This window comes from Acinetobacter sp. AOR41_HL (genome assembly GCF_027854645.1).
GTDB lineage: Bacteria > Pseudomonadota > Gammaproteobacteria > Pseudomonadales > Moraxellaceae > Acinetobacter > Acinetobacter nosocomialis.
The window spans coordinates 37,633-51,464 of the sequence record NZ_JAKTHZ010000028.1 but is presented as its reverse complement, the minus strand read 5'-3'; the positions used below and the strand labels follow the sequence as shown (position 1 = coordinate 51,464).

10 protein-coding genes and 1 tRNA gene are annotated in these 13,832 nt (G+C 40.0%); 4 read left to right on the top strand and 7 right to left on the bottom strand.

Annotated elements, in window-relative coordinates:
- Nucleotides 1–31 precede the first annotated feature (31 nt).
- Nucleotides 32–1,285: a bifunctional phosphopantothenoylcysteine decarboxylase/phosphopantothenate--cysteine ligase CoaBC gene (coaBC, locus tag MKL35_RS12000; protein WP_004711924.1), complete on the top strand. Its 1,254-nt coding sequence runs from the start codon at nucleotides 32–34 to the stop codon at nucleotides 1,283–1,285.
- Between the two features lie 64 nt (nucleotides 1,286–1,349).
- Here coaBC and secF read toward each other — a convergent pair whose 3' ends face one another.
- From secF to queA, 7 genes are all read right to left on the bottom strand, one after another.
- Complete coding sequence (secF, locus tag MKL35_RS11995) at nucleotides 1,350–2,315, bottom strand: protein translocase subunit SecF (RefSeq protein ID WP_006580293.1); 966 nt, start codon at nucleotides 2,313–2,315, stop codon at nucleotides 1,350–1,352.
- An 8-nt stretch (nucleotides 2,316–2,323) separates the two neighbouring features.
- Complete coding sequence (gene secD, locus MKL35_RS11990) at nucleotides 2,324–4,225, bottom strand: protein translocase subunit SecD (RefSeq protein WP_004711928.1); 1,902 nt, start codon at nucleotides 4,223–4,225, stop codon at nucleotides 2,324–2,326.
- Between the two features lie 51 nt (nucleotides 4,226–4,276).
- Nucleotides 4,277–4,606: a preprotein translocase subunit YajC gene (gene yajC / locus MKL35_RS11985; RefSeq protein WP_000051669.1), complete on the bottom strand. Its 330-nt coding sequence runs from the start codon at nucleotides 4,604–4,606 to the stop codon at nucleotides 4,277–4,279.
- A 98-nt stretch (nucleotides 4,607–4,704) separates the two neighbouring features.
- Nucleotides 4,705–5,838, bottom strand: coding sequence for a tRNA guanosine(34) transglycosylase Tgt (tgt, locus tag MKL35_RS11980; protein ID WP_000667232.1), 1,134 nt, complete (start codon nucleotides 5,836–5,838; stop codon nucleotides 4,705–4,707).
- A gap of 243 nt (nucleotides 5,839–6,081) precedes the next feature.
- Entirely contained in the window at nucleotides 6,082–6,651 is a 570-nt protein-coding gene (locus MKL35_RS11975; protein WP_004711932.1) for a LemA family protein, read from the bottom strand.
- Between the two features lie 84 nt (nucleotides 6,652–6,735).
- Nucleotides 6,736–7,764: a hypothetical protein gene (locus tag MKL35_RS11970; RefSeq protein ID WP_002051288.1), complete on the bottom strand. Its 1,029-nt coding sequence runs from the start codon at nucleotides 7,762–7,764 to the stop codon at nucleotides 6,736–6,738.
- 153 nt (nucleotides 7,765–7,917) lie between these two features.
- Nucleotides 7,918–8,955, bottom strand: coding sequence for a tRNA preQ1(34) S-adenosylmethionine ribosyltransferase-isomerase QueA (gene queA, locus MKL35_RS11965; RefSeq protein WP_002051097.1), 1,038 nt, complete (start codon nucleotides 8,953–8,955; stop codon nucleotides 7,918–7,920).
- Between the two features lie 182 nt (nucleotides 8,956–9,137).
- Between queA and MKL35_RS11960 the strand changes: the two genes are divergently transcribed.
- From MKL35_RS11960 to glnE, 3 genes are all read left to right on the top strand, one after another.
- Nucleotides 9,138–9,224: transfer RNA gene (locus tag MKL35_RS11960), tRNA-Leu, on the top strand.
- Nucleotides 9,225–9,733: 509 nt separating this feature from the next.
- Complete coding sequence (locus tag MKL35_RS11955) at nucleotides 9,734–11,002, top strand: sensor histidine kinase (RefSeq protein WP_032009999.1); 1,269 nt, start codon at nucleotides 9,734–9,736, stop codon at nucleotides 11,000–11,002.
- A gap of 68 nt (nucleotides 11,003–11,070) precedes the next feature.
- Nucleotides 11,071–13,821 (top strand): bifunctional [glutamate--ammonia ligase]-adenylyl-L-tyrosine phosphorylase/[glutamate--ammonia-ligase] adenylyltransferase, encoded by a 2,751-nt coding sequence (gene glnE, locus MKL35_RS11950; RefSeq protein ID WP_032010001.1) that lies wholly within the window; start codon nucleotides 11,071–11,073, stop codon nucleotides 13,819–13,821.
- Nucleotides 13,822–13,832 lie beyond the last annotated feature (11 nt).

Sequence of the window (13,832 nt, the reverse complement as noted above, 5' to 3'; positions counted from 1 at the left end):
AGCGCCACTGCAACAGAAAGGTATCCTGTTCGTGAGCTTTGATTTAAGTGTTATTCCTCATAAAAACATTGTTTTAGCTGTTACAGGTGGGATTGCTGCCTATAAGAGTGCCATTTTGGTCCGTCGTCTTAAAGATTATGGCTTTGACGTTCGGGTTGTGATGACACACGGAGCTCAAGCATTTATTACGCCTCTAACGTTTCAGGCTCTTTCTGGAAATCCTGTACATACCGAGCTTTTAGACCCAGAGGCTGAAGCTGGAATGGGCCATATTGAATTGGCTCGTTGGGCTGATTTGTTACTGGTTGCTCCGGCAAGCTGTGACACCCTAGCTAAGTTTGCTAATGGTTTGGCAGATGACTTACTTAGTACTTTATTTTTAGCAACTAAAGCACCTGTGTGGGTTGCACCAGCAATGAATCAGCAAATGTGGGCTGCAAAAGCAACCCAGCGTAATTTACAAACTCTGGTTGAAGATGGTGTGCATGTGATTATGCCAGATTCAGGTGAGCAGGCTTGTGGTGATGTTGGTTTAGGCCGTATGCCGGAACCGGAAGAAATTGCAAGGCAAGTGGCGGGTTATTTCCATCAAGCCCAACGTGCGATTGCTGAAAAATTTGGTTTGTTGGCAGGTAAGCGAGTTGTGATTACTGCTGGACCAACACGTGAAGCGATTGATCCTGTTCGTTATATCTCAAATCATAGTACCGGTAAAATGGGCTTTGCTTTAGCGGCTGCATGTTATGCGGCGGGCGCAAAAGTGACTTTAATTGCTGGTCCTGTAAGTTTGGATACGCCAAATGGTGTTCAACGTGTAAATGTTGCATCTGCACGACAAATGTTAGATGTCAGCATGAGTTCACTTGAGACTGGATGTGACATTTTCATTGCTACAGCGGCAGTAGCTGATTATCGCGTTGCTGAAGTGGCTGAGCACAAGATTAAGAAAGCAGGGGATGAGCTGAATGTTTCCCTTGTAAAAAATCCGGATATTGTGGCAACCATTGCCGCTCAGGAAAAACGTCCATTTATGGTGGGCTTTGCTGCCGAAACGCAAAATGTTGAAGAATATGCAGCAGGTAAACTGGTTGCTAAAAAACTAGATATGATTGCGTGTAACGATGTTTCTCGTGCCGATATTGGTTTTGCTTCGGATGAAAATGCGATGACTGTCTTCTTTGCCCAAAGCTACCATATGAAAAAGCGTGAGTTAGAAAAAGCATCGAAGCAAGAAATTTCTCAACAATTGGTTGAAGCAATTTCGGATGCATTACGCCGTAAATAAATTTTGAGCTTAATAAAAAAACCGCGAATAAATCGCGGTTTTTTTTATAGTCTTATTTAGACAATCAAGGAATTTCATCTTCAAATTCAGGTTTAACCTGAACGATAAAGTCTTGACGGTTAAGACCACGCCACAACGCAAATGCTGTACCGATATAAATCGAAGAGTAAGTACCGACAAAGACACCTACAAACATTGCTACAGAGAACCAGTGTAAGCCATCACCGCCCAAGAACATCATTGCAAGTACAACAAGCAATAATGTCATTGAGGTATGGATGGTACGACGTAAAGTCTCAGTTAAAGCAATATCCACGATTTCACGTGGAGTTGCGCCGCGAATCTTACGGAAGTTTTCACGTATACGGTCTGATACGACGATGTTATCGTTAAGCGAGAAGCCAATCACCGCGAGTACAGCAGCTAAAACTGTAAGGTCAAATGGCCATTGGAATAATGCAAAAGCACCAATAATGATGATGATGTCATGGAATAAAGACATTACAGCACCCATCGCGAGTTTAAACTCAAAGCGAATGGTCACGTAGATCAACATTAAGATAAGTGCAAGAGCAACCGCTCCAGCTGAACGAACATAAAGCTCATTACCCACTTGACCGCCTACAGAATCCACTTTATGAACTTCGGCAGCGTTATTTGGTAATTGCACAGCTTTGGTGATCGCGTTATTAAGATCTTCAACCTTAACTTCTTGTACCGGCATACGCACGAGTAAGTCTTTATTACTACCTAGCGTTTGTACTACGGCATCTTTAAAACCGGCTTTGTCGAGAGCCTGAATAACTTCAGACTGATTTGCTGGTTGCGCATAGTTAAGCTCGGCAGAAACACCACCTGTAAAGTCCAAACCTAAGTTAAGACCTTTAGTCGCGATAAAGAAAATACTCGCTAAAGTAATAAGGATCGAGAAGATTGCTGCTGGTTTAGCAATCTTCATGAACGGGATGATTTTTGCATCATCCGGACGACCATATTGTTTTGAAGGTTGTTGAGTCACTTTAGTCATCATAGATCTCCTTAAATGCTCAACTTTTTCAAATTACGGCGTTTGCCATAAATGATTTGTACAATTGCGCGTGTTACTGTAATTGCAGTAAACATCGAACATACAATACCAATCATTAATGTTACGGCGAAACCTTTAATCGGACCTGTACCAATTGCAAACAGAATGAATGCAACGAGGAACGTAGTTAAGTTCGAGTCAAAGATCGTGTTATAGGCTCGATCATAACCTGCCACAATGGCCTGTTTGGGTGAGGCACCCCAGAGCATTTCTTCTCGAATACGCTCACATATTAGTACGTTGGCATCGACCGCCATACCAATAGTAATAACGATACCGGCAATACCTGGTAAGGTGAGTGAAGCCCCTATCCAAGACATAACGGTTAAAATCATTGCCAAGTTAAATACAAGTGCAAAGTTCGCAATCAAGCCGAATACGCGGAAGAACACGACCATCCATATTGCAACGAGCAAGAAACCGATTTGAGTTGAGAGTACACCTTTATCGATGTTTTCTTGACCAAGGCTTGGACCAACCACACGTTCTTCAACGAAGTACATTGGCGCAGCTAAAGCACCAGCACGTAGCATCAATGCAAGTTCAGATGCTTCTTGAGGTGAACTTAAACCGGTAATACGGAAAGTTGAACCTAAAACAGCTTGAACTGTTGCGGCATTAATGACGACAGATTCGGTATATGGTGTACGAACTTCTGTTTGAGCACCAGTTTTTGGATCTGTAACATAGCTAATCTTTTGCTTGTTTTCAATGAACAATACCGCCATGCGTTTACCAACAGCATTACGGGTTGCATCTGACATGAGCTTACCACCAGCACTGTCGAGCGTAATATTTACTTCGGCACCGCCAGAGTCTTGGCTAAAGCCAGAACTTGCATTTTGAACACGTTCACCAGTCAAGATACGGTTACGTTGCAACAGAAGCTGACGACCGCTATCTAAAGATTGATAAGCGAAAACTTCTGTACCAGGAGGTAAAGGTTGACCGTTATATTTACCTGTATATGGGTCAATATATTGATCATTTAAGTCAGATACCAAACGGAATTCGAGGTTAGCAGTACGTCCTAAAACGCGTTTAGCTTCTGCTGTATCTTGAACACCCGGTAATTCAACGACAATACGGTTGCTACCCTGACTTTGTACTAATGCTTCTGCAACACCAAGTTCGTTAATACGGTTACGTAGTGTTGTTAAGTTCTGATTGACTGCATATGCCTGAATTTCTTGACGACGTACATCAGTATAAGTGAGTTTTAAGGTAGAACCTGTCGCGCTCGCTAATGCCTGTTGGGTATATTCATTACCATTACGGCGTAAAAAATCCATTGCTGCATCACGATCAGCATTGTCAGCAAATTGAACAGTGATCACATTATTATTTAACGCAAGGTTGTTAAATTTAATTTTGTTTTCACGGAACTGACGACGCAAATCAGTTGCAGAGGTTTCCATACGTTGGGAAATGGCTTTGTCCATATCTACTTCTAGCAAGAAGTGAACACCACCACGTAAGTCCAAACCAAGTTTCATTGGTTTAGCCCCAATTTTTTGCAACCATTCTGGTGTAGTTGGTGCAAGGTTTAGGGCAACAACGTATTGATCACCTAAGTCACGGCGTAATACTTCTTTTGCTTTTAACTGCGCTTCAGAAGAGCTGACACGCAAGAGAGCAGCATTATTTGTAAAAGTATTATCGTGGCTTGCAATATTTGCTGTTTTTAAAATTTGCTCTGCTTTTTGCACCACACTTTGATCAATTTGGGTACCAGCTTTGGCACCGGAAATTTGAACTGCGGGCTCATCCGGATATAGACTAGGCAGTGCGTATAATGTACTGACTACCAGAACAACCAGAATCAGTAAATATTTCCATGCAGGGTAACGCATTCGCTTTCTTCTTAAATGAAAAAGCCGTGCTAAAGCACGACTGTTTTATGATTAAAGGTTATTTAGAGTGCCTTCAGGTAATACAGAAATTACGCTGGCACGCTGAATTTTTACTTCTACACCACGGTTAAGTTCAACAACCGCATAGTCACCTTCAAGTTTGGTTACTTTGCCCATTAAACCGCCAGCAAAAACAACTTCGCTACCTACACCTAAGCTTTCGATTAAAGAACGGTGTTCTTTTGCGCGTTTTGCTTGAGGGCGCCAGATTAAGAAATAGAAGATTGCAACGAATACAACAATCATCAAAATGTTTGGCAAAAGACCAGGGCTTTGGGCTGCTGCTGGAGCTGCATGTGCAGTAGAAATGAACAAGCTCATTTTAATTTCCTAAAGTTAAAAAATATGAGTCAGATACCTGACATAATCCTAATTCGTTTTGCAATTTACCTTGTCTTGAGGTTGAGCGCAAATCTCGCTTATTCATCGACAGGGCAAGGTGGAACTTCTAATCCACGGCGGGCATAAAAGTCCTGAACAAATTCATCAAAAGTGCCATTATCTAATGCGTCACGCATACCTTCAGTTAAACGTTGGTAATAACGTAAGTTATGAATAGTACCGAGCATAGACGCCAACATCTCTCCACATTTTTCAAGGTGGAACAGATAAGCACGGGTAAAGTTCTTACATGTGTAGCAATCGCAGTGTGGGTCAAGTGGTCCTTGGTCATGGCGATATTTACTATTACGAATACGTACCAGACCATCAGTGACAAAATAATGACCATTACGTGCATTACGTGTTGGCATTACGCAGTCAAACATATCGACACCACGGCGCACCGCTTCAACGATATCTTCAGGTTTACCTACGCCCATTAAGTAGCGTGGCTTGTCATGTGGCATTTTGTTTGGAAGATAATCTAAAACTTTGATCATCTCTTCTTTTGGTTCGCCTACAGATAAACCGCCAATTGCATAACCATCGAAACCAACTTCAAGAAGGCCATTTAAAGACTCATCACGTAAGTCTTCATACATACCGCCCTGAATAATGCCGAATAAGGCATTTTTATTTTTAAGCTCATCATGGTGATGCGTTTTACAACGTTTTGCCCAGCGCAAAGAAAGCTGTAATGATTTTTGTGCTTCTTCATGTGTAGCAGGATAAGGCGTACATTCATCAAAAATCATGACGATGTCAGAGTTCAATACATGCTGAATTTCCATTGAAATTTCAGGCGATAAAAACACTTTTGAACCATCAATCGGAGAGCGGAAAGTAACACCTTCTTCCTTAATTTTACGCATAGCGCCAAGACTAAATACTTGGAAGCCGCCAGAGTCAGTTAAAATTGGCTTATTCCATTTAATAAAGTCATGTAATCCGCCGTGTTGCTTGATTACTTCAAGGCCCGGACGCAAATATAAATGGAAAGTATTACCTAAAATAATTTGTGCCTGAATATCTTCGATATCACGCGGCAACATGCCTTTGACTGTACCGTAAGTCCCCACTGGCATAAAAACAGGTGTTTCAACAACACCATGTTCTAAAGTTAAACGACCACGACGGGCACGACCCGACTGACCTAATTTTTCAAACTTCATCTAAAAATCCTGAACAATAGCAAGCAATGCCGCAGGGCAGTGCAAGGGCGAAAAAACAGTTCGCTGCTAAATAGGGGCTGTAATATGAGGAGTTTTTAAACAGGAAGACCAATTTAAAAACACAAATAGCCCTAAAAATAAGAGGGCTATTTTCCTTGATTCTGCGACGTAGTTCTACTACTAAATGTAGCTGGCTATAAAATAGGTCAATTTCCCGATTGAATGGCCACTTTTTTATTAAGACTAAAAGTTAGGTTTGTAGTCAAAATTGTCTGTAGCCAAATTATCGCGAAAAGGACGAATTGCTTTTTTAGATAAAGTCATTGTATTAATCAGATTATTTGGAAATACTTCAATCTGGTTGTTAAATACTTCGACATTGCGGTTAAAAATGCTGATTGCAGCGCCAACATTTTCGTTTTGTTCCTGAATATCATCCATCATTTTACTATAGAGCGTATCTGCTTTTAATTCAGGATAGTTTTCAACTATAACATTTAGGCTGCGGATCAGCTCTTTGCTCATTTTTTCAATCTGCTGTAATTGAGCAATATCAGTATGATCGACATTTAAACTGAGAATTTGCTGACGTAAGGCAGTCACTTTTTCTAGAGTCGACTTCTCGAACTGAGTATATTGATTGAGAGTAGTTTCTAATGCTTCAAGTGTTTTTACTTTTTGGCGTTCGAAATTTGCAACCTCAGCCCAAGCGCGTTTGGTCGCGTTAAAATAACGCACAATGCTGTTACGAATGTGAATGCCCCATGCAATCAGTACAACGAATATCCCCAAGAAAATGAATAAACCTTTCATTTTCACTCCTCTTATTTTTATTCCCTCGTTGAGCCTTTTAACTTCTTATTTTTTATAAGTTGCCAATTCAGCACTACGAGAGATTTATTTAATTAAATTAAGCATTAATTGTTGAAATTTTTCATATTGCGGCATGGTCATGGTACGTAAATGTCCACGTAATGCTGGAATATCATGAATTTCACTACGTTTGCTGGTGGTTTGAAAAAGATCTTGCTCACCGAGATAACATAATATTTGCTCTTCCTGATGATAAATTAAATCACCGGTAAAATGTTGAAAAAAATCATGAAGTTTTAAAGTTAAACTTGGACTAATTTCTTTAGCTAACTGGTGCTGGTCAGTACCGAAGATATTGAGCTTTTGGTTAATCAGAATATCAGTACTTTGCCATTCGCTTAAGTAGGGTGCAAAAAAGCGAGAACGTTGATTACTTACAGCAATACCTAAGGCTGGCATCTGAAAAATAAAAGCACCCCATAAGTCTTTATGAATCTCTTTTACTATTTTTTTATCGCTGTTTTGATCTTGAAGAATAGGTAAATTATTTACATAGTGGTATTTAAATAGCAGGACTTGATGATTTGTAATGCCATCATTCCATGTCACTGAAGCAAACTCTGTAATTTCATTCGCTTCATTGCCTCGATTAAACAATGGAAAATATTGTTTTAGTCTGCTCAAGACTAAAATGGGTTGGGCTTGAATTGGAAGATAAGCGGGTAAGTATTGAAACTGTAAGCCATAACGTAAAGCAGTCATACGCTTTTCTAAATAGTGAATGACTTCGGCTAGAGGTTTTTGCGGTTCATAGAGCAAATAGGCCAGAAAACCCGTTAAAAATGCCCATAACAGACTCCAAATATATTGAATATGAGGATGAAGAAAGTATCCAAATAATAAAGTCGTAATACTGCAAATACCTAACAAATGCGGTAATACATTAACAAAACGCAGGTTATGATCTTCACGCCATGGATGTAATGCGTTTAAGAGTTCTTGATCTGTTTGTGACTTTTGTCCCGCGTCCCAAAGTCGAGCAATATTACGAAAGACCTGTGTATTTTTTTTACGTCTTATATGAAGTGCTTGTTGTACGGTATCAATTGGCATGAAGGTAATGAGATGATTATCATAAAGTGCTAAACCTAGATTATCCTTTAAATTGAAAGAGATAAATAGAAATACCAAGACTATTTTTATTTTAATTATAGATGCTGGGTTAAACCTCAAATTAACTAATAAGATTTAACCCAGCTTTAATTTTTAAACTTCTAATTTATCAATCAGCATTGCATCGCCATAACTAAAGAAGCGATAGCGGTCTTTAACTGCATGTTCGTAAGCAGCCAAAATGTTGTCTCTATTTGACAATGCTGAAACTAACATGAGCAGGGTAGACTCAGGTAAATGGAAGTTGGTAATTAAACGGTCTACGATACAGAACTCATAACCCGGATAAATAAAGATTTGAGTATCACCAGTCCATGCTGCGATTTTTCCGCCATGCGCTTGGGCTGCACTTTCTAAAGCACGCGTTGCGGTTGTACCAACAGCAATTACTTTATTGCCACGTGCTTTAGTCGCTAAAATTAAATCAATGGTTTCTTGAGGAACATCACACCATTCACTGTGCATGACATGGTTGGTAATGTCATCAGTGCGTACAGGCATAAAAGTACCTGCACCGACGTGAAGAGTCACAAACGTTTTCTTAACCCCTTTTTGATCTAACTTTGCTAACAACTCTTCATCAAAGTGCAAGCTTGCCGTTGGTGCAGCCACACTGGCAATTTTTTCTGGGTTATGGAAAACCGTTTGATAGCGTTCAGTGTCAATTTCTTCTGCTTCACGGTTAAAGTAAGGCGGAATAGGTAACTGACCATATTGCTCAAGTACAGGTAAAATTGGCTGTGAAAACTCAACGACAAATAAGTTTTCGTGACGGCCTCGCACAATTACAGGAATATTGTCTGCACCGACAAAAAGCTCAGCTCCTGCTTTAGGCGAGTTACTCGCTTTAATATGGCAATACGCTGTGGTGTGGTTCAGCATACGCTCAACCAGAATCTCAATAGCCCCACCTGTGGCACGTTTTCCTTTAAGACGAGCCTTCATGACCTTAGTATCGTTGAGTACCAACAAATCACCTTCTTCAAACAGATCGATAATATCTGTGAACATGTGATCGTGATATTGACCCTTTGCGTCTAAATGCAATAAACGTGAAGCACTACGTGATTCGAGAGGGTAACGGGCAATAAGTTCATCGGGTAATTCAAAGGAAAAGTCAGACAGTTGCATATTTAGGAAAAAACACCGCAAAAATTGGGCCTAGTATAAACTTTTTCGCTTTTTTATGGCTGTGCTTCTGGCCTAAATTATGAAAAATGTTTAAATGATCTAAAAGTGAACGATAATATTCACTTAGGGTTTGACAAGTTTTACAAACGCGCTAATATACGCAACACAAACATACTTCCTCTCCCGAGGTGGTGAAATTGGTAGACGCGGCGGACTCAAAATCCGCTGTCAGAGATGACGTGTCGGTTCGAGTCCGACCCTCGGGACCAAGATTCAGAATCTTATGATTCTACAAAAACCCCTAAGCTAACGGCTTAGGGGTTTTTTGTTGGATAAAAAAGTTCATAGACTTCAAGAAATTGTGAACTACTTACTTTAGTTCTGACGGTTGGGTTTGAATCTTTTATACATTTAGAACTTAAAGATTTTTTTAATTTAAGAAGACTTTATTTAAATATGAAATGCATTTATTAAAGCTAAAATTTAATTCGAAGCTAAGCGGTAATACTTATAAGAAGATTTAAGGTAATTTTCCTTTTTTTGAATCTCTATTTCTTATTACTTACAACTCCTCACCTTCAAATAATTGTTGTATTTTTCTAAAGCATACCCACTTTATGTATCTGAAAACCTTTAATTGAAACTTCACATTTCTATTTCGAAAAGAAAGTTGCTCTTTTAATGTACTGTGTTAAAGTTTGTATTAGATCATAATGATTATAAGTACATTTCTCAAAGAGCGGTTCCGACTAACAACGACAAAATCTGTGAGGCGGGCATGACACAGCGATTAGAACTACATCAGGTCGAGCAATTAAGTGCTTGTAGAATTTCACTATTACTTGGATTAAATGCCGAGCAGAACTACATTGAGCAATTTTTCCGGTTTAGTCTTCGCCTGTTGAAGTGTCAAAAAGCTTTGCTTACTTTTAATCAGGAACCTTATTTTTGGCATCATTGCCCAGATGGCATGACTGCAATTTCCTTTAAACCTTCAAGACACCTAAAACAATGTTTTGCTAAACAACAAGTGATTCATCACAATCATCCTTCTTATCAAAATTTAATCAACTATTTAAAAGAGCTAAATATTGAATGTGGGCGTGCCTTAGCTGTCCATTTGGTGCAGCCTGACCAGACATCTATGGGATTTGCAGTTTTCTTCGATGATGATGGAACTTGTTTTGAAGATGATCAAATTCAGTTGTTGCTCGATTACTGTTCTAGTTTTATGCAACAAATCGAGTTGAAATTTAATTATGAAGAATTAAATGAACTCTATGAGCAACAAGTCGCCCTTAATTCGAGTAAAACAAAGTTCTTTTCTATTATTTCACATGATTTGCGGGCACCATTTCATGGCTTGTTAGGTTTCTCCGAAGTGTTGGCTAAAGAGCGTGAAACACTGGATGAATCGAGTATTCAAAATATTGCCGACTATTTATATGACACTTCTCAATCGACCTATAACTTACTGGAAAGTTTGCTGACATGGGCAATGGCCGAAGGTGGGCGTTTTGTTTATCACCCTATTAATTTCAAGCTTAGACAAGTGAGCAATATTGTCTGTGATGTGCTGCATACGTTGGCTTTAAAGAAAAATATTGAATTGGTAAATGCGGTTTCCGAAGATCTAAAAATCTATGCCGATATTAATATGATGACTTCGGTGATCCAAAACTTGGTCTCAAATGCATTGAAATTTACCGATGTTGATGGTTCTGGCAAAGTGTTCATTGAGGCGAAGCAAGCAGGCACAAATGTCGAAATCACTGTACGTGATACAGGTCTTGGCATGACCGAACAACAAATGGCAAATTTATTTCACCCACGCATTACAGCCAGCTTTAAAGGAACTGCAGGGGAAAAAGGTGCGGGCTTAGGATTGAGTCTCTGTAAGCGTTTTATTGAGATTAATCAGGGGCAAATTAGTGTGAGTTCCAAAGAAGGTGTAGGAACAACATTTAAAGTTTTATTACCTTCAGCTCAAGAAAGTCATGAGACGCTTATTGAGCATCATGATTCATCTGAAGCAAAATTGGTTTAATCCCTTTTCCTATTACTACGTGAACTGCTATAACTAAAAAGAGAGTCTGAGGAAAAGAGCTTTTTTATATGAATGCGGAGCAGTTACAAAAAACATTGCGTGCTAGTCAGTACGCGGAACAAGTTTTAGGGTTACATCAGGCTGTTTTAGAACAAGATTATCAAATAGATCAATTTGCTGCACCGCTCTCAATAGAACAAATTTACCAGCTTGTAGGCACCACGCTTGAAGGCATTGCCGATGAAACAACTTGGATGCGTGCGCTTCGTATATTACGCAGTCGTTTAATGTTTCGCTGGATTTGGCAAGATGCCAATCAGCTTACCGATGTTGTGACACTCACTCGTGAACTTTCAGACTTTGCCGATGCAAGTATTTGTGCAGCAAAGGCTTTTGCTCGTGTTGCACTTGTGGCTAAACACGGCGAACCATTAAGTTATTCAGGCAAAGTTCAAGATTTGATTGTGGTTGCCATGGGTAAGCTTGGGGCACAGGAATTAAATCTATCAAGTGATATTGACCTGATTTTTGCTTTTGATGAGCAAGGCGAAACCAATGGTCGTAAATGTATTGATGTACAGCAGTTCTGTATTTTGTGGGGACAAAAACTTATTTATTTACTCGAACATATCACCGCAGATGGTTTTGTGTTTCGAGTAGATATGCGCTTACGGCCTTGGGGGGATGGCTCGGCATTAGCGATTAGTCATGCAGCTTTAGAAAAATATTTAAGTCAGCATGGTCGTGAATGGGAACGTTATGCATGGATTAAGGCACGCATTGTCACGGGGGGGAAAGAAGGGCAAGACTTATTAGAAATGACACGTCCTTTTGTATTCCGCCGTTATGTCGATTACACCGCTTTTGCTGCCATGCGTGATATGAAAGCGATGATTGAACGCGAAGTTTTACGTCGCCATATTGAGGATGATATTAAACTCGGAGCAGGCGGTATACGCGAAATTGAGTTTATTGTTCAGGTATTTCAGCTGATTTACGGCGGGTCTAAACGTGAGTTACAAGACCGCCAGTGTTTGGTCAGTCTAGAGCATATTGGTGAGGCAGGCTTGTTGGAAAAACAGGCCGTATTAGAGCTTGAAGATGCTTACCTGTTTTTACGCCGTGTTGAACATGCAATTCAAGCTCTTAACGATCAGCAAACGCAATTATTACCTGAAGAAGTTGACCTAAGACAACGCATTATCGATACCTTGGGTTTTACGAGTTGGAATGAATTTATTGATGTTCTTAACGAGAAACGCCAAAAAGTAAAAGTTCAATTTAAACAGCTGATTGAAGATACCAGCTCTAATGCTGCAACTGAGAACTTTGGACAGTTAGAGCAGCAGCTAGATGAAGTATTAGATGATAATGCGAAAAATCTGATTCATGAGTTTTGGCATGGTCATGCACTTAAAAAACTTCCTTCAAATGCCGTGCAGCGTTTAAAAACCTTCTGGCCTCATTTGATTGAAGCCATCTTGCAGTCAGATCAACCGCAAACTGCACTGTTACGTTTAATGCCACTGATTGAGTCAGTCATGCGCCGAACAGTGTATTTGGTCATGTTGATTGAAAGTAAGGGCGCATTACAGCGCCTAGTGAAAATGGCGACAGTAAGTCCGTGGATTTGTGAAGAGCTAACTCAGTATCCAGTACTATTGGATGAGTTCTTATCGATGGATTTTGAGTTACCAAAACGTAAGGACTTGGAAGATTCTTTACGTCAGCAATTACTTCGTATCGAAATTGATCAAGTCGAAGATCAAATGCGGGTACTTCGCTTGTTTAAAAAGAGCAATGTGCTCACGGTTGCTGCAAGTGATGTGTTAGCTGAAAGCCCTCTTATGAAAGTATCTGATGCATTAACAGATATTGCTGAAGTTAGTGTCAATGCAACTCTTCATTTAGCTTATCAGACCGTAGCAAAACGTCATGGTTACCCAAAGGATGTTGAGGGAAAACGTTGCTCTCTTGACTATAAAGCCTTTGCTGTCATTGGTTATGGCAAAGTAGGAGGCATTGAACTGGGCTATGGTTCTGACTTAGACCTTGTCTTTATCCATTATTTAGATGAACAAGCTGACACCGATGGAACTAAGGCTATTAGTGGGTTTGAGTTTGCCATGCGTGTCGCTCAAAAGTTTATGTCTTTAATGACCACTCAAACGCTTGATGGCCGCGTTTATGAAATTGATACACGCTTGAGACCTTCTGGTGAGGCCGGTTTATTAGTGACCAGTCTAAAAGCCTATGAACACTATCAGTTGAAAAGTGCATGGCTTTGGGAGCATCAGGCATTAGTTCGTGCCCGCTCTATTGCTGGTGATGAAACGCTTTGCCAAAAATTTGAAATATTTCGCCGCGAGATATTGACTCAATCTAGAGATGAGGCTTATGTTCGTGAAGAAGTGTTGAAAATGCGTCAGAAAATGAAAGACCACTTAGGTTCGTCTTCTGAACAAAAAAAACATGGTATTTTTCATTTAAAACAGGACGCAGGTGGTATCGTAGATATCGAATTTATGGCACAGTATGCTGTACTTGCATGGAGCGGGACGAAACCCGATCTCGCCCATTATTCTGATAATGTAAGAATATTAGAAGATGCTGCTAAAGCAGACTGCTTATCCAGTGAAGATGCCACAGCATTAATTCGAGCCTATCTTAGTGAACGTGCCGAAAGCCACCGCTTAGCCCTTGCGAATCAATCCATGCAAGTCAGCGCAGCGGACTGGCGTAGTACCCGTGCGGTCGTTTGCAATTTATGGCAAAGATTAATAGACCCAACCGCCTCGGTTGAGTTGGATAGTGAATGATTTTATAACAA